The following is a 14,230-nucleotide window of genomic DNA, read 5'->3' on the forward strand; positions in this document are numbered from 1 at the left end:
GGTCGCATCTTCAACCCGATGCAGACCCTGGCCGATCCCGCCGGTATCGAGATCAACCCGCATGCGCGGCGCGTCCATAAGATCAGCGACGAGATGCTGGTGGGCGCACCGCCCTTCAGCGAGGCCGTGCAGCCTTTCGCGACGAGCCGTCTCTTCGCCGCCCAGCGCGCGAGTTTCGACCGCTCGCGGCTTCGCCTGTCTGGCACTTGGCTCTGCACCTACAAGCTGGCGCTGCGGGCCTTCCCGGACGTGCGGGCGCATGGGTTGCAGTCGCTGGTCAAATACGTGCCGCTCGACCTGTCCGACGTCGCGTCGGATCTCGAAGGGCTTCACCCGCACCGCGCTTTGTTCGATGCGCTCTGCACGGCGGTGCTCCTGCGCCGCATCACGGCCGAGCTGCTGCCGCGCTGCCGCGACCTTTCGGATTATCTGGAGCGAGCCGAGCGCGTGTCGAACGAGCCGGCTCTCCTGGCGCGGCTTCGCTTCGGCCGGCATCGCAATGCCCTCCTGCGCGATGTGCCGACCGACTACCTGGAATGGCTGGTGCGCGAGCCCGGCATGGAGGCCGACGCTGTCTATAGCGCGCGCCATCACCTGCAGCGGCGCGCGGAGAAGGCGCTGTCGGCCTTCGCCCGGCCTTTGCCTGCGGCCTGCTAGGCTTCCGAGACGAGCCCTCGGCCCTAGTTAAAGCGGTCGACCAAGGGCCTTCCATCGGAGCGAGCCGCCTTGCAGCGCTTTGCCGAACTTCTCGACCGCCTCGTTCTCACGCCGTCGCGCAACGGCAAGCTGAAGCTGATGGTGGACTATTTCCGGGTCGTGCCCGACCCTGAGCGGGGCACGGCGCTGGCGGCACTGACGGGAGAACTCGACATCCGCTCGGTGAAGCCGGCCATGCTGCGTGAACTGATGGCTAGTCGGATGGACGAAGTCCTGTTCGGCTATTCCTATGATTATGTCGGCGATCTCGCAGAGACCATTGCGCTCGTCTGGCCCTCGCCGCATGACGGCGAGGCGAGGGGGCGCAACGACATTCCCAGCCTCTCTGAGGTGGTAACAGTGCTGGACGCGGCAACGCGCGCGGAAGGGCCGAAACTGGTGGAGGAATGGCTCGACCGGCTGGATTCCTCGGGCCGCTACGCGCTCTTGAAACTCGTCACCGGCTCGCTGCGCATCGGCGTCTCGTCCCGCCTCGCCAAGCAGGCGTTGGCCGATTTCGGCGGCAAGGAGATCGCCGAGATCGAGGAGCTCTGGCACGGGCTGCGCGCGCCCTACGAGGATCTCTTCGCCTGGCTGGAAGGCGAGGGCGATAAGCCGGTCTCGGCCGCCGCCGCGCCGTTTCGGCCCGTTATGCTGTCGCAGCCGCTGGAAGAGCCGGACTATGGCCGGATCGACCCCTCGACCTACGCCGCCGAATGGAAGTGGGACGGTATCCGCGTTCAGGCGACCGTGGAGCGCGGGGTGCGCCGGCTCTATTCCCGGACCGGCGATGACATTTCCGGCGCTTTTCCCGATCTTCTCGACTTCATGACCTATGACGGCTCGCTCGACGGCGAGCTTCTGGTGGCTCGCCCTGCCGATCGAGGGGGCGCGCCGAGGGTGGAACCGCACGAGGGCGCGGTGCGGGACGACATCGTGGTCGGCACCTTCTCGGACCTGCAGCAGCGGCTCAACCGCAAGACGGTGTCGGCCGCGGTGCTGAAGAAGCATCCCGTCTTCTTGCGGACCTACGACCTCCTGCAGGATGGCGCGGAGGATTTGCGCAGCCTGCCCTTCGCGGAGCGGCGCCAGCGGTTGGACCGGTTCGTGGCGGCGCTGGAGCCGACGCGCTTCGACATCTCGCCTTTCGTCGCCTTCGACGACTTCGAAGCGCTGGCGGGGCTTCGGGCTTCGCCGCCCCATCCCGTGATCGAAGGCCTGATGCTGAAGCGCTGGGATTCGGCCTATGTGCCGGGCCGGCCCAAGGGCCCCTGGTTCAAGTGGAAGCAGGACCCGCATCTCATCGACGCGGTGCTGATGTATGCCCAGCGCGGCCACGGCAAGCGCTCCAGCTTCTATTCCGACTACACGTTCGGCGTCTGGACCGGGCCGGAAGATCAGCCGGAGCTGGTGCCCGTCGGTAAGGCCTATTTCGGCTTCACCGATGAGGAGCTGAAGCAGCTCGACAAATATATCCGCGACAACACGATCAGCCGCTTCGGCCCGGTGCGCTCGGTTCGGGCGGAGCCCGACCATGGGCTGGTTCTGGAGGTCGCCTTCGAAGGACTGGCGCGCTCGACGCGCCACAAGTCGGGCGTCGCCATGCGCTTTCCCCGTGTGTCCCGCCTGCGCTGGGACAAGCCGGCTTTCGAGGCGGATAGGCTGGAAACGTTGCAGGCCATGCTGGCCTGAGGGGGCGGGGCCAGCTACGACCGAGACGATCGGGGCCACAGAGGCGGGACTTTCGCGCCGCGCGCTTGCAACGCCACAATCGCGCCTTTACCTCGACGATTACGAAGCGGGTCGAGAAGAGGTGCCATGTCTGGTCGTATGACGAGTTTTCTGGGCGGTTCGCCGCTGGGTGTCGCCGCGCGGCTCCTGGTCATCTCGCTGCTTGTTGGCGTCGTCCTGTCCTGGCTCGACCTTCGCCCGGCGGAGATCCTCGACAGCCTCGTGAACCTTGTCCACTGGGCCTGGGTCAGCGTGTTCGGCTCGCTCAACCGGGCGATCGACTATGTCCTGATGGGCGCGGCGATCGTGGTGCCGATCTTCCTGATCTCGCGTCTGATGAAGACGCGGGGCCGCTGACCGGTCTTCGCTTCAGATGAACTCCGCCGCCGTGCGATGCAGGATCGTGTGGCGGCGGGCGAGCGTTTCGATATCGCGGGAGTAGCCGCCGCCGATGACGCCGACCACGGCCACGTCCCGCTCGCGGAAGAAACCCATGACGCGCCGGTCGCGCTCCGCGAGCCCGGCGTCGGACAGCGACAGGCGACCCAATCGATCGTCGCGGTGCGGATCGACCCCGGCATTGTAGAAAACGAGATCTGGCCGGGCGGCCGAGAAGCCATGGGCGAGGAGATCGGGGAGGAGGGCGAGATAGGCCTCGTCCTCCATTCCGTCCGGCAGCGGCACGTCGCAGTCCGATCGTGCCTTTTCCATCGGGTAGTTGCGCTCGCCATGCATGGACAGCGTATAGACCAGCGGATCGTCTGCGAAGATGCGGGCCGTGCCGTCGCCTTGATGAACGTCGCAGTCGAAGACGAGGACGCGGCCGATCGTGCCTTCGTGCAGAAGCGTCGCGGCGGCGACGGCCACGTCGTTGAACACCGAGAATCCGGCGCCGCCTTCGCGGCTCGCGTGATGGCTGCCGCCTGCCGTGTTGCAGGCAAGGCCCCCGTCCAGCGCCAGCCGGGCGGCAAGCAGCGTGCCGCCGGTGGCGCAGCGTGAGCGAAGCGCCACGCGCGCGTCCACGGGAAAGCCGATGTTTTTCTCGATGGCTGGCGAGACGGTCTGTGTCAGCACCGCTTCGACATAGGCGGCGTCGTGCGCCAGCTCCAGCGCCTCCACCGGGGCCGGAGCGGGCACATGGAAACCGCCCGGCACCAACCCGTCCTCCATCAGGATTTCCGCAAGCCGCGTGAACTTGCGCATGGGAAAGCGATGCGCCTCGTCGAACAGCGCGTCGAAGGCGGGATGGTGGACCAGAGGCAGTGGCATGAGGCGCGGCGCTGGGATCAGGCCCGCGCCTGCTCCCAGCCGACCGGCGGATCGCGGGCCAGGATTTCCTCGACCTTCGAGTCGCGCAGATGGCGGATCGTATCGAGGCCCGTCTTGTCGAGAAAGCGGATCATGTCCTTGAGGATGCGGATCGGCAGGTCCGGGCCGCCATAGACCATGGCCGAGTAGAGCTGCACGAGGTCGGCCCCGGCTTCGATCTTGCCGAGCGCCGTGCGCGCGTTTTCCACGCCGCCGGCGCCGATCAGCGGGAACTCGGGGCCGAGCGCCCTGCGGAAGGCGGCGAGCACATAGGTCGAGCGGCCATAGAGCGGCCTGCCCGACAGGCCGCCGATCTCGTTCACCAGCTTGTGCCCCTCGATGCCGTGGCGAGATAGCGTCGTGTTGGACACGATCAGCCCATCCACCTTGCGCCGCTTGGCGGTCTCGGCGATTGCCTCGACCTCGTCCAGGGAGAGGTCCGGCGCCACTTTAAGGAACAGCGGCTTGCGGTCGCTCGCCGTCAGCGCCGCCGCGCCGTCGCGCGCCGCCACTGCATGAGTCAGGAGATCGTCGAGATCCGATCCTTTCTGCAGGTTGCGCAGGCCCGGCGTGTTGGGCGAGGAAATGTTGATCGTGAGATAGCGGGCGAGTTCGGCGAAGCGGTGGATGCCGGTGACGTAATCGGCGATCCGGTCCGCTGAATCCTTGTTGGCCCCGATATTGACGCCGACGATGCCGGGCTTGCGCGCGCGCTTCTCCAGCCGCTCGGCCACCTCGGCATGGCCCTCGTTGTTGAAGCCCAGCCGGTTGATGACGGCCAGGGCCTCGGGCAGGCGGAAGATGCGCGGCTTGGCGTTGCCCTCCTGCGGTAGCGGCGTCACCGTGCCGATCTCGACGAAGCCGAAGCCGAGCCGCAGCATGGCGTCCGGCACTTCGGCGTTCTTGTCGAACCCGGCGGCGAGCCCCAGCGGATTACCGAAGGAAAGACCAACGAGATCGACGCGCAGGCGCGAGTCCAGCGGAATGTCCTGCCGCTTGACGAGGCCCCGCTTCAAAGCCTCGATGGCCAGTCCATGCGCGCGCTCCGCGTCCAGTCGGAAGACGAGGGGACGCGCGAGATCGTAAAGGCTCATCGAATGCTTTCCGGAAAGAGATGTGTGCCGCCCTCGGAGAGCGGGATATCCTGCACGTAAAGAACCGCGTCGAGCGACAGCGGCGCGTAGAGATGGGGGAAGAGCGCGCCGCCGCGCGAGGGTTCCCAGCGCAAGGCGTCCCCCAGCGCGCCCGGGTCCACCGCTACCAGAAGCAGGGCGTCCTCGTTCGTGAAATGCTTGGCCGCCGTCTCGCGAACCTGCTCGCCGGTGGAGAAGTGGATATAGCCGTCGGCGAGGTCTACCGGCGCGCCATCGAAACGGCCTGCCGCCTCGGCTTCGAGCCAGGCGCTTCGCGGGGTCAGCTTGTAGATGGGGGCTTGCGTGCTCATGATCGTTCCGCTGCCAGACACGGCCAGCAAAATCAATTTCTCTCGGGCGCGCAATCCGCAAACGCATGGGAAAAGCCCCTTGCGCCGTCCTGCCGCGCCAGGCCGCTTCCCCTAGAACCCGCGCGACCTATCGTAGGCGAAGCAGCCAGCGAGGGGACGAGCATGCAGAAAGCGGACCAACAGTTCATCGAAACGCTGACCTTCGAGACGCGGGGGCGCGGTTTCACCGACATTTCTCGGCGCGTCGGCGAACGATTGAGTGCGCAAGGGGCGGGGGACGGTCTCGCCACCCTTTCCATCCGCCACACCTCGGCCTCCCTGACCATTCAGGAGAATGCCGACCCGGACGTGCGGACCGATCTCCTGGCGGCCTTCGACCGTCTGGCCCCCGAAAGCGCGCCCTATGTCCATACGATCGAAGCGCCGGACGACATGCCGGCCCATATCAAGACCGCGCTGACCGATACGAGCTTGTCCATCCCCGTCTCGCGCGGGCGGCTGATGCTCGGCACGTGGCAGGGCATCTACCTCTTCGAGCATCGCGCCCGGCCGCATCGGCGCGAGATCGTGCTGCATTTCCTCGGGTCGAGCACGCAGTAGGCCGTTTCAGCCGCTGCGAACGAAACTGAAGGCATCTTGTCGCGCCGCGTGTTGGCCACACTTCTTCCGAGCGAAGGGTCAGCGTTGGGGGAACGGGCATGCTTAAGGAATTTCGGGAATTTGCCCTAAAGGGCAACATGGTCGATCTGGCTATCGGCATCATCATCGGCGCGGCCTTTTCCGGCCTCGTCAATTCCGTGGTGGCCGATCTCTTCATGCCCCTGATCGGTCTCGTGACCGGCGGCGTCGACTTCACCAACAAGTTCCTGGCGCTCAGCTCCAACGTCACGGCTACGAGCTTGGCGCAGGCGCGCGAGCAAGGACCGGTTCTCGCCTATGGCAACTTCCTGACGCTGACGATCAATTTCGTGATCGTCGCCTTCGTGCTCTTCCTCGTGGTGAAGGGCATGAACCGGTTGAAGCGTCGGGAAGACGCCAAGCCGGTGGAGGAAAAGAAGGTTCCGCGCGAGGAGGAGCTTCTGGAGGAGATCCGCGATCTCCTCGCCTCGGGCCACAATGTGCGGCCGGGACAGGTGCCGGGAACCGGGTTCTGAGCTTGGGTTTGGCTGCTTTGGCCACACGAAGGGGTTGACGCGCGAAGCGGAAAGATCGACTCCCCCGCTGTCGCCCGCATGATCGTCAGCGGCGCGGAGCAGTTGGGTGAGTTTCGCGAAGTGAGCCATCTTCATCGTCTTCGAGCGGGCGCGCTGGCCGCGCCCGAAAGCGGCATCGTGGCCGTGATCAATCATGCGCGCGGCCGCGAGGGGCTGATCCCGCTCTGGGCCGGCGAGGGAGACCTCGCAACCCCCGCCTTCATCGCGGAGGCGACCGCCGAGAGCCTGAAGGCAGGCGAGACCTTCTACACCTGGCAGCGCGGCATTCCCGAGCTGCGCACCGCACTCGCCGGCTATACCGAGCGCCTCTACGGCCGCCCGACCTCGCCCGAGCGCATCTTCGTCACCGGCTCCGGCATGCACGCGATCCAGACCGTTGTCGCGGCGCTGGTCGGCGAGGGCGACGAGATCGCCTTCATCGCGCCGCTCTGGCCCAACTTCGAAGCCGCCGCGGCCCTGTCCGGCGCCCAGCCCGTGCCGGTGGAGCTGCGCTTCGACGGGACGGACTGGCGCTTCGATGTCGAACGGCTGCGCGCGGCGATCACGCCTCGCACCCGCGCCCTCTTCGTCAACACGCCCAACAACCCGACCGGCTGGGTGGCCGATCGCGAGACCATTCGCGCCATTCTCGAGGTCGCGCGCGAAGCGGGGATTTTCGTCATCGCCGACGAGATCTATTCCCGCTTCTTCTACGAGGGCGGCCGCGCGCCCTCGTTTCACGACGAGATGCGCGACGACGACCCGCTGATCTTCGTCAACTCCTTCTCCAAGAACTGGGCGATGACGGGCTGGCGCGTCGGCTGGATCGAGGCGCCCAAGGAGTTCGGCGCGCTGTTCGAGAACCTGATCCAATATTCCAACAGCGGCGTCGCGGCCTTCATGCAGCGCGGCGCGGTCGCGGCCATCGAACGGGGCGAGAGCTTCGTCGAGGAGCAGGTCGCCCGTGCGCATAAGGCGCGGGATATCTTCACGCAGACCCTTCTCGCCACCAACCGTGTTCGGCTGGCTCCGCCCGCCGGCGCCTTCTATGCCTTCTTCGCGGTGGACGGGATCGACGACGGCTACAAGGCCGCCTTCCGTATCGCCGACGAGGCGGGCGTCGGCCTCGCGCCCGGCACTGCTTTCGGCAGCGGCACGCGATCCTACCTCCGGGCCTGTTTCCATCGTCGTCTGGACGAGGTGGAGGAGGCCGCCAAGCGGCTGGCGCATTGGATCGGAAACGAGGCTTGAGCCCGGTCGGGGCCGTGGCGAAACTGGCTCTGACCCTCGCGCTCGGGACGCTCGGCGGCGCGATCGCCAATGCGGCCGGCCTGCCGGTTGCCTGGCTGCTCGGTGCCACGATCGCGATCGCGGCGGCCAGCCTGTCCGGTGTGCCGGTCACCATCCCGACACGGCTGCGGGACGCGACCTTCTTCGTGCTCGGCATCCAGGCCGGCTCCGGCGTCACGCCGGAGGTGCTGAACCAGCTGGCGCTCTGGCCGCTCTCCTTTCTGATCCAGATGATCGGCGTCGTCTGCGTGGCGGCGACCACCAACCTGTTTCTCCAGCGCGCCTTCGGTTGGGATCGTGAAACCGCGCTTTTCGCCTCGCTGCCCGGCGCCTTGTCCTTCGTGCTGGCGGCGGCGTCCGAAACCAAGGCGGACATGACGCGCATCATCGTCGTTCAGTCCACGCGCCTGCTTCTCCTGATCGGCGCACTGACGCCGCTGCTCGGCTGGCTGGAAGGGGGCGACGCCGTCAATACAGGTCTGCGCGGCGGCATCGTCGGCTCGCCGCTTCAATATGCTCTTCTGATGGGCTCCGCGCTGCTGCTGGCCTGGATCGGCATTCGCTCGCGCGTGCCGGGCGGGCTGATCCTCGGCGCGCTGCTCGCCAGCGCCTTCATGCACGGCACCGAGATCGCGCCGGTCGCGATTCCGGCCTGGGTCGCAACGCCAGCTCTCGTCGTTCTCGGCTGCACCATCGGCGGGCGCCTGCGGCGGGAGGACAGGGACGCCATGTTCCAGCTCCTACCGGCCTCGCTCGGCGCCTTCGCCATCGGCATCGTCCTGTCGGGACTTGCCGGTGTCGCGGCGCTCCTCCTGCTCGGCATCACTTTCGGCAAGATCGCGCTGGCCTACGCACCGGGCGCGCTGGAGGCGCTGACGGTTCTGGCCTTCCAGTTCAATCTCGACCCGGCCTATGTCGCCGCGCATCACGTCGTGCGCTTCATGTGCCTGGCGATGATCGTGCCGATCCTCGCCCGTCAGCTGCCGCGCCAGCGGACCGAGCGCAACATCGTCGAGCGCGAGGCCGCACCCGAGGCGGACGCGCACGACACGAGCGGACCGGACGCGCCGAAGTAGGCGAGCACCACAACGCAAAACGCCAGGCATCGCGCCCGGCGTTTTGCGTTGTGGAAGAGCGTAAAAGCGTTCAGCCGCCCGCCTGGGCGACGAGCAGAGACGTGACGTCCTCGCGCCGATCCTCGCTCGCCGGCTGGGAGGAGGCGAAGGGAATGCCGAGCGCCGTCCAGGTCTCGACTAGGGCGTCGCGAAGGCCGGCAATCAGCGCGTCGGTGTGGAGCGGCGTCGGCGTGATGCGCAGGCGCTCGGTGCCGCGCGGCACGGTCGGGTAGTTGATCGGCTGAATGTAGATGCCGTGCACCTTCAGGAGCCGGTCGCTCGCCTGCTTGCAAAGCTCGGCATCGCCCACGAGCACAGGCACGATATGCGTGTCGGAGGGCATGACGGGGAGGTCGGCGGACGCGAACTCCGCCTTCGCCCGCGCGGCCTGACGCTGCTGTCCGTCGCGCTCAGCCTGCGAGGTCTTGAGATGGCGGATCGAGGCCGCCGCCGCCGCCGCCAGCGCGGGGGGCAGGGCGGTGGTGAAGATGAAGCCCGGCGCGTAGGAGCGCACGGCGTCGATCAGGGCGCGGCTCCCGGCGATGTAGCCGCCGAGCACGCCGAAGGCCTTGGCGAGCGTTCCCTCGATCACGTCGAGCCGATGCGCCACGCCGTCGCGTTCGCAAATACCGCCGCCGCGATGGCCGTACATGCCGACCGCATGGACCTCGTCGATATAGGTCATGGCGTTGTAGCGGTCAGCCAGATCGCAGATCGCGGCGATCGGCGCGATGTCGCCGTCCATGGAATAGACGCTCTCGAACACGATGAGCTTGGGGCGCTCCGGGTCGGCGGCCTTCAAAAGCTCTTCGAGATGCTGGAGATCGTTGTGCCGGAAGACGTGCTTGCGCGAGCCGGACTTGCGCACGCCCTCGATCATCGAGGCATGGTTCAGCTCGTCGGAGAAGATGAGGCAGTCCGGCAGCAGCTTGGCGATGGTCGAGATCGACGCCTCGTTGGACACGAAGCCCGAGGTGAAGACCAGCGCCGCTTCCTTGTCGTGCAGATCGGCAAGCTCGCGCTCCAGCTCGACCAGCGGATGATTGGTGCCGGAGATGTTGCGCGTGCCGCCGGCGCCCGAGCCCATGCTCGCGGCCGTCTGCGTCATCGCATCCAGCACGCTCGGGTGCTGGCCCATGCCGAGATAGTCGTTGGAGCACCAGACGGTGATCTCCCGCGCAGTTCCCTCGTTGCGCCAGATCGCAGTGGGGAAGCGTCCGACGATACGCTCGAGATCGGCGAAGACCCGGTAGCGCCGTTCGGCGTGGAGAGCTTCGATCGCGGATTCGAAATGGGACTGATAGTCGATCATCCGGAACTCCTTCGTGAGAAGGTTTCTAAGGTTCCGGACCTTTAAAGTCCACCTGTCGAAGACCTGTCAGGGCGGACGAAACGGGACCGTCCCATGCACGAATGCATGGCCCGTCTTGCCGACAATGGGAGTAGGATCTCACTCTTCCTCGTCGTCCTCCGTCTGCATGACGCCGGGTCGCGCCGGTGCCTCGCTGCGCGCGCGCGCCTGCGCCTTGCGGCGGCGCAGGTTCTCCTTCAGCGTTTCTTCCAACCGCTTCTGGCGTTCGATCTTGGCGGGGTCGACAGGGGTGTGGGCGCACATGCCGCATAGTCTACAGAAGGGTGCCCTCTCCCATCAAGATCACGTCAGCCCCGGTCCGAGCCGGCGAAGAAGCGTCGCAGGCCCTCGTCAAGCGTTTCCGGTGGCGTCCATCCGGCGCGGCGCAGTTTGGCGCCGTCTACGGCCAAGCCGGCGAACAGGCGCTGATAGGCCGCGCCCTTGCCGAGCGCCCGCGCCAATCCACCGACCAGCCCCTGCGGAAGGTCGAGCACCCAAGCCGGGCGGCCCCGAAGCCTGCGCACGCGCGCGACGATCTCGCCCAGCGGTAGTGCTTCGCTATCGGCGACGAGAAAGGTTTCGCCTGCCGTCTTGTCGCTGGCGAGGGCGAAGGCGAGTGCGCTGGCGGCATTGCCCAGCGAGAGGAGGCTGCGCGGGGCGCCGCCGCCGAAGGGCAGCGGCAAGCCGCCTTGCGCCAGACGAAGGAGCGCCTGTACGCCGCCGCGCCCGCCCGGCCCATAGACGGGCGCGAGGCGCAGCACACAAGGCTCGGTCCCTGTTCCGGCGAGCGCCTGCGCAAGGGCGTCCTCCGCCGCGAGCTTGGAGCCGGCATAGGCGTTCTGCGGCGCGGCCGCGTCGCTCTCGCGGATCGGGCGGGGGGAAAACGGATGCACGAGCAGTGTCGAGGCCAGAACGAAGCGGCGCACGCCCTCGCGCGCGGCGCGCTCCGCCAGCGCCTTGGTACCCGCGACATTCGCCCGCATCAGCGCCGCGTCGTCCTGCGCGGCAGCCGCGCCCCGCTCCGGGTTCAGCGCCGCCAGATGCACCACCGCGTCGATGTCCGCCGGCCAGCCGTCCCAGCTGTCCAGGGTCGCCAGATCGGCGGGAAAGCCGTTTTCGCCCCGGCGCGGCGCGAAGACCTCGTGTCCCTGCGCCTCCAGAAGCGGGACAATCGCCCGGCCGATGAAGCCGCGGCCGCCGGTGACGAGTATGCGCATGGGTTCGACTTTCCCTGGTGCTCCGTCGCGCGCCGCTTGCCCTGACGCGCAAGTTGCGGCAATCGCTGCGTCATGAAGCGTGTGTTCGACATTCTGGCAAGTCTCGCGGGTCTTCTCGCGCTCGGCTGGCTGATCGGTCTTCTCGTCATCCTGGTGCGCCGGGACAGCGCGGGGCCGGGCCTCTTCGCGCAGGAGCGGGTGGGGCGGCACGGCCGGACCTTCATCTGCTACAAGCTGCGCACTATGCGCCAGGGCACGGCGTCGGTCGCCACGCATGAAATGTCAGCCTCCGCCGTGACGCCGCTCGGCGAGAACCTGCGGCGCTGGAAGCTGGACGAGTTGCCCCAGCTTTGGAACGTCCTGCGCGGTGACATGAGCTTTGTCGGCCCGAGGCCCTGCCTGCCGATCCAGCACGAGGTGATCGAGGAGCGGCAGAAGCGCGGCGTCCTGGCGCTCCGGCCGGGCATCACGGGCCTTGCGCAGGTCAGCGACATCGACATGTCGACGCCGGTGCGGCTCGCCGAGGCGGACGCCGCTTATCTCGCCCAGCGCACGTTCGTCGGGGATCTCGTGCTGATCCTCAAAACGGTGACCGGCAGCGGGCAGGGGGATCATGTCCGATAGGGCCGCGCTGCGCGTCGCGACCTGGAACATTCACGGCTTCCTGGGCGAAGGCAGACGGCCCGATTTCGAGCGCACGCTGCGCCTCTTGCGCGTCATCGACGCCGATCTCCTGGCCCTGCAGGAGGTCGATGCCCGCACCCATCTCAGGCGCGAGCCCTTCGCCTTCGAGCGGCTGCGCGAAGCGCTCGGCGACCATTGCGTCGAGGCGCGCCTGTTCGGCCCGCCGGGCCGGGACTACGGCCAACTCCTTTGGTCGCGCTATCCGCTGGAGCAGGCGGAAGTCCACCTGCTGCCGGGACCCGGCTTCGAGCCGCGTGCGGTGATCGAAGCGGTGGCCGCGACGCCGCTCGGCCCGGTGAGGGTCCTCGCCACGCATTTCGGCTTGCGTCCGGCCGCGCGTCGCCGGCAGGCCGCCTTCCTGGCCCAACTCGTGCGGCCGGGCGAGACGAGCCTCACGATGGGGGACTTGAACGAATGGCGCCCATCCGGCGTGGTCGACTGGACGCTTCGCGCCGTGCTGCCGCTCGCGGTGCAGCCGGTGAGTTGGCCGGCCAAGCGACCCCTGGTGCCGATGGACCGGCTCTATGCCAGCGCGGACTTGGCTCTTGTCCACGCTGAAGCCTTTCGAGCGGCCGCGCCGGCCTCGGACCACCTGCCGGTGGTCGCCGAGTTCCGGCGCGGGCGGTGACCCCGTTCAGCGAACCCAGCGCACGTCGGTCAGGTCGTTGGCGGGGATCGGTTCGTTGCGCCAGAGCCCTTGCAGGTCGGCGTTCCAAAGGCCGAGCTTTGGCATGACGAAGAGAAACAGCGCGGGCAGATCACGCGCTAGGATCTCCTGCGCCGTGCCGTAGAGCGCGAGGCGGGCCTTATCGTCCATCGTGCGCTCGGCCTCGTGGATGACCTTGCTGAACTCCGGGCTGGCATAGCCGAAATAATAGTCGGGCCGGGCGTAGATGCCGATGTCCAGCGGTTCGGCATGGGCGACGATCGTCATGTCGAAGTCGTGGCCCTTCAGCACCTGATCCACCCAGACGGCGGGAAATTCGGTGGGCACGATGCGAAGCGTTACGCCGATCTCGGCGAAGAAGGCCTGGAGGATTTCGGACGAGCGCGTGGCATAGCTCATCTGCGGCATGCGGATGGAAAGCTCGAACCCTTGGGGATAGCCGGCCTCGGCCAGAAGCGCCTTGGCGCCGGCGGGGTCGTAGGGCACTTCCGCCGACAGGTCGCGATAGCCCGGATCGTTCGGTGTGTAGTGGCTGCCGATCGGGGTGCCGAAGCCGCCCCAGGCGCCGTCGATCAGCGTCTTTCGATCCACCGCCATCATCAGGGCGCGCCGCACGCGCGCGTCGCTCAAGGGCGTGCGGCGGTTGTTGAGCCCGGCCACGACCTTCAGCTCCGTATTGCCCACGGCCTGTGTGAATTTCGGGTCGTCCTTGAAGCCGTCGTAGAGTTCCGGCGCGCCGAATTCGGGAAAGGCGTCGACATCGCCCGCGCGCAGCGCCGCCGCCTGCGCGCTCGGGTCGCTGATGAAGCGGAAGGTGGCGCTCGCCAGCGCGGGTCGGTCCTCGCTGTTCCAATACGCGTCGAAGCGCTCCAGCCGCAGCCGGTCGCCCGGGCGCCACTCGGCGAAGCGGAACGGGCCGGTGCCCACGGGCTTGGTCCGGTTGGTCTCCGCGCTGCCGGGTTCCACCATCACCGAGGACGGCCAGCCCAGCCAGTAGAGAAGATTGCCCGAGGGCTCTGCGAGCGTCACGACCAGCGTGGTCGGGTCGGGCGTTTCCACCCGCTCGATCACCGAGAAGAACGCCTTCTGCGGATTGGTCGAGCCTTCGCCGCGCGCCCGGTCGAGCGAGAACTTCGCGGTGCCCGAATCGAAGGGTGCTCCGTTGTGGAAGCGCACATTCGCCCGCAGCTTGAAGGTCAGCGTCCGCTGGTCCTCGCTCATGGTCCAGCTCGTGGCGAGCTGCGGCAGCACCTTGCCGGTCTCGTCAATCCGCGTCAGCCCTTCGAAGACGTTTTGCCAGACGACCTGGCCGATCGCCACCGGCGCGGCCACGGTCGGATCGAGGCCGGCGGGCTCGATGCCCATTCCAATGGTCACGTCGTCGCGTGGCGCGGCACTCGCCAGCCCGCCCGCGCCAAGTATGAGCGCGGCGGCGAGGAGGGCAGGCCGGAAGATCGTACGGCGCAGAGACATGAGGCGAGTTTCCCTCGTCTGAAAACGGACCACGAGGCCGCAGGCGGGGGCCCCGGCTTGG

Annotated in this window: 16 protein-coding genes; 9 read left to right on the plus strand and 7 right to left on the minus strand. The window is 67.6% G+C overall.

Annotation, left to right across the window (positions count from 1 at the left end; genetic code table 11):
• The 3 genes from AUL32_RS25560 to AUL32_RS05210 all read left to right on the plus strand — a co-directional run.
• A partial coding sequence (locus tag AUL32_RS25560; protein WP_062112338.1) for a DNA polymerase III subunit epsilon occupies positions 1–657 on the plus strand: 657 nt, incomplete at its 5' end.
• A gap of 69 nt (positions 658–726) precedes the next feature.
• Entirely contained in the window at positions 727–2,388 is a 1,662-nt protein-coding gene (locus AUL32_RS05205; protein WP_062112340.1) for a cisplatin damage response ATP-dependent DNA ligase, read from the plus strand.
• Positions 2,389–2,514: 126 nt separating this feature from the next.
• Positions 2,515–2,784: a DUF6460 domain-containing protein gene (locus AUL32_RS05210; protein WP_062112342.1), complete on the plus strand. Its 270-nt coding sequence runs from the start codon at positions 2,515–2,517 to the stop codon at positions 2,782–2,784.
• Positions 2,785–2,796: 12 nt separating this feature from the next.
• Here AUL32_RS05210 and AUL32_RS05215 read toward each other — a convergent pair whose 3' ends face one another.
• From AUL32_RS05215 to AUL32_RS05225, 3 genes are read right to left on the minus strand one after another with little or no spacing between them, the layout of a single operon-like run.
• On the minus strand, positions 2,797–3,696 hold the full coding sequence (locus AUL32_RS05215; protein ID WP_062112344.1) for a histone deacetylase family protein: 900 nt from the start codon (positions 3,694–3,696) through the stop codon (positions 2,797–2,799).
• 17 nt (positions 3,697–3,713) lie between these two features.
• Entirely contained in the window at positions 3,714–4,829 is a 1,116-nt protein-coding gene (locus AUL32_RS05220; protein ID WP_062112346.1) for a quinone-dependent dihydroorotate dehydrogenase, read from the minus strand.
• Complete coding sequence (locus AUL32_RS05225) at positions 4,826–5,179, minus strand: DUF952 domain-containing protein (protein WP_062112544.1); 354 nt, start codon at positions 5,177–5,179, stop codon at positions 4,826–4,828. The genes AUL32_RS05220 and AUL32_RS05225 overlap by 4 nt, the downstream gene beginning before the upstream one ends.
• A gap of 162 nt (positions 5,180–5,341) precedes the next feature.
• Here AUL32_RS05225 and AUL32_RS05230 point away from each other — a divergent pair, with 162 nt between their 5' ends.
• The 4 genes from AUL32_RS05230 (at position 5,342) to AUL32_RS05245 (ending at position 8,738) form a co-directional block, all read left to right on the plus strand.
• Positions 5,342–5,779 (plus strand): secondary thiamine-phosphate synthase enzyme YjbQ, encoded by a 438-nt coding sequence (locus AUL32_RS05230; protein ID WP_062112348.1) that lies wholly within the window; start codon positions 5,342–5,344, stop codon positions 5,777–5,779.
• Between the two features lie 98 nt (positions 5,780–5,877).
• Positions 5,878–6,333: a large conductance mechanosensitive channel protein MscL gene (mscL, locus tag AUL32_RS05235; protein WP_061975424.1), complete on the plus strand. Its 456-nt coding sequence runs from the start codon at positions 5,878–5,880 to the stop codon at positions 6,331–6,333.
• 78 nt (positions 6,334–6,411) lie between these two features.
• Complete coding sequence (locus tag AUL32_RS05240) at positions 6,412–7,623, plus strand: pyridoxal phosphate-dependent aminotransferase (RefSeq protein WP_192847430.1); 1,212 nt, start codon at positions 6,412–6,414, stop codon at positions 7,621–7,623.
• A complete protein-coding gene (locus AUL32_RS05245) occupies positions 7,620–8,738 on the plus strand; it encodes an AbrB family transcriptional regulator (protein ID WP_244497672.1) in 1,119 nt (372 codons plus the stop codon). The genes AUL32_RS05240 and AUL32_RS05245 overlap by 4 nt, the downstream gene beginning before the upstream one ends.
• Before the next feature lie 70 nt (positions 8,739–8,808).
• Here the strand turns inward: AUL32_RS05245 and hemA are convergent, their stop codons facing one another.
• The 3 genes from hemA to AUL32_RS05255 form a co-directional block, all read right to left on the minus strand.
• Positions 8,809–10,086 carry a 5-aminolevulinate synthase gene (hemA, locus tag AUL32_RS05250; RefSeq protein WP_062112554.1) on the minus strand — a complete coding sequence of 426 codons (1,278 nt, stop codon included), beginning with the start codon at positions 10,084–10,086 and terminating at the stop codon, positions 8,809–8,811.
• Positions 10,087–10,227: 141 nt separating this feature from the next.
• Entirely contained in the window at positions 10,228–10,392 is a 165-nt protein-coding gene (locus AUL32_RS25565) for a hypothetical protein (RefSeq protein WP_192847431.1), read from the minus strand.
• 44 nt (positions 10,393–10,436) lie between these two features.
• On the minus strand, positions 10,437–11,345 hold the full coding sequence (locus AUL32_RS05255) for an NAD-dependent epimerase/dehydratase family protein (protein ID WP_062112350.1): 909 nt from the start codon (positions 11,343–11,345) through the stop codon (positions 10,437–10,439).
• Between the two features lie 72 nt (positions 11,346–11,417).
• On the opposite strand from AUL32_RS05255, the gene AUL32_RS05260 reads away from it, so the two are divergent.
• Both AUL32_RS05260 and AUL32_RS05265 read left to right on the plus strand, forming a co-directional pair.
• Positions 11,418–11,969, plus strand: coding sequence for a sugar transferase (locus tag AUL32_RS05260; protein ID WP_062112352.1), 552 nt, complete (start codon positions 11,418–11,420; stop codon positions 11,967–11,969).
• Positions 11,959–12,657 carry an endonuclease/exonuclease/phosphatase family protein gene (locus AUL32_RS05265; protein WP_062112354.1) on the plus strand — a complete coding sequence of 233 codons (699 nt, stop codon included), beginning with the start codon at positions 11,959–11,961 and terminating at the stop codon, positions 12,655–12,657. Before AUL32_RS05260 ends, AUL32_RS05265 begins: the two co-directional genes overlap by 11 nt.
• 6 nt (positions 12,658–12,663) lie before the next feature.
• Here AUL32_RS05265 and AUL32_RS05270 read toward each other — a convergent pair whose 3' ends face one another.
• Positions 12,664–14,169 (minus strand): ABC transporter substrate-binding protein, encoded by a 1,506-nt coding sequence (locus AUL32_RS05270; RefSeq protein ID WP_062112356.1) that lies wholly within the window; start codon positions 14,167–14,169, stop codon positions 12,664–12,666.
• Positions 14,170–14,230: the final 61 nt, after the last annotated feature.

Origin of the sequence: Aureimonas sp. AU40 (assembly GCF_001463785.1) — a bacterium.
Taxonomy (GTDB): Bacteria; Pseudomonadota; Alphaproteobacteria; order Rhizobiales; family Rhizobiaceae; genus Aureimonas.

Bases quoted from the DNA above. Each gene is read 5' to 3' on its own strand.
- AUL32_RS05220 (WP_062112346.1), bottom strand. From the start codon at position 4,829: ATGAGCCTTTACGATCTCGCGCGTCCCCTCGTCTTCCGACTGGACGCG.
- AUL32_RS05255 (WP_062112350.1), bottom strand. From the start codon at position 11,345: ATGCGCATACTCGTCACCGGCGGCCGCGGCTTCATCGGCCGGGCGATT.
- AUL32_RS25565 (WP_192847431.1), bottom strand. From the start codon at position 10,392: ATGTGCGCCCACACCCCTGTCGACCCCGCCAAGATCGAACGCCAGAAG.
- AUL32_RS05230 (WP_062112348.1), top strand. From the start codon at position 5,342: ATGCAGAAAGCGGACCAACAGTTCATCGAAACGCTGACCTTCGAGACG.
- AUL32_RS05240 (WP_192847430.1), top strand. From the start codon at position 6,412: ATGATCGTCAGCGGCGCGGAGCAGTTGGGTGAGTTTCGCGAAGTGAGC.
- mscL (WP_061975424.1), top strand. From the start codon at position 5,878: ATGCTTAAGGAATTTCGGGAATTTGCCCTAAAGGGCAACATGGTCGAT.
- AUL32_RS05270 (WP_062112356.1), bottom strand. From the start codon at position 14,169: ATGTCTCTGCGCCGTACGATCTTCCGGCCTGCCCTCCTCGCCGCCGCG.
- AUL32_RS05210 (WP_062112342.1), top strand. From the start codon at position 2,515: ATGTCTGGTCGTATGACGAGTTTTCTGGGCGGTTCGCCGCTGGGTGTC.
- AUL32_RS05225 (WP_062112544.1), bottom strand. From the start codon at position 5,179: ATGAGCACGCAAGCCCCCATCTACAAGCTGACCCCGCGAAGCGCCTGG.
- AUL32_RS05215 (WP_062112344.1), bottom strand. From the start codon at position 3,696: ATGCCACTGCCTCTGGTCCACCATCCCGCCTTCGACGCGCTGTTCGAC.
- AUL32_RS05265 (WP_062112354.1), top strand. From the start codon at position 11,959: ATGTCCGATAGGGCCGCGCTGCGCGTCGCGACCTGGAACATTCACGGC.
- AUL32_RS05260 (WP_062112352.1), top strand. From the start codon at position 11,418: ATGAAGCGTGTGTTCGACATTCTGGCAAGTCTCGCGGGTCTTCTCGCG.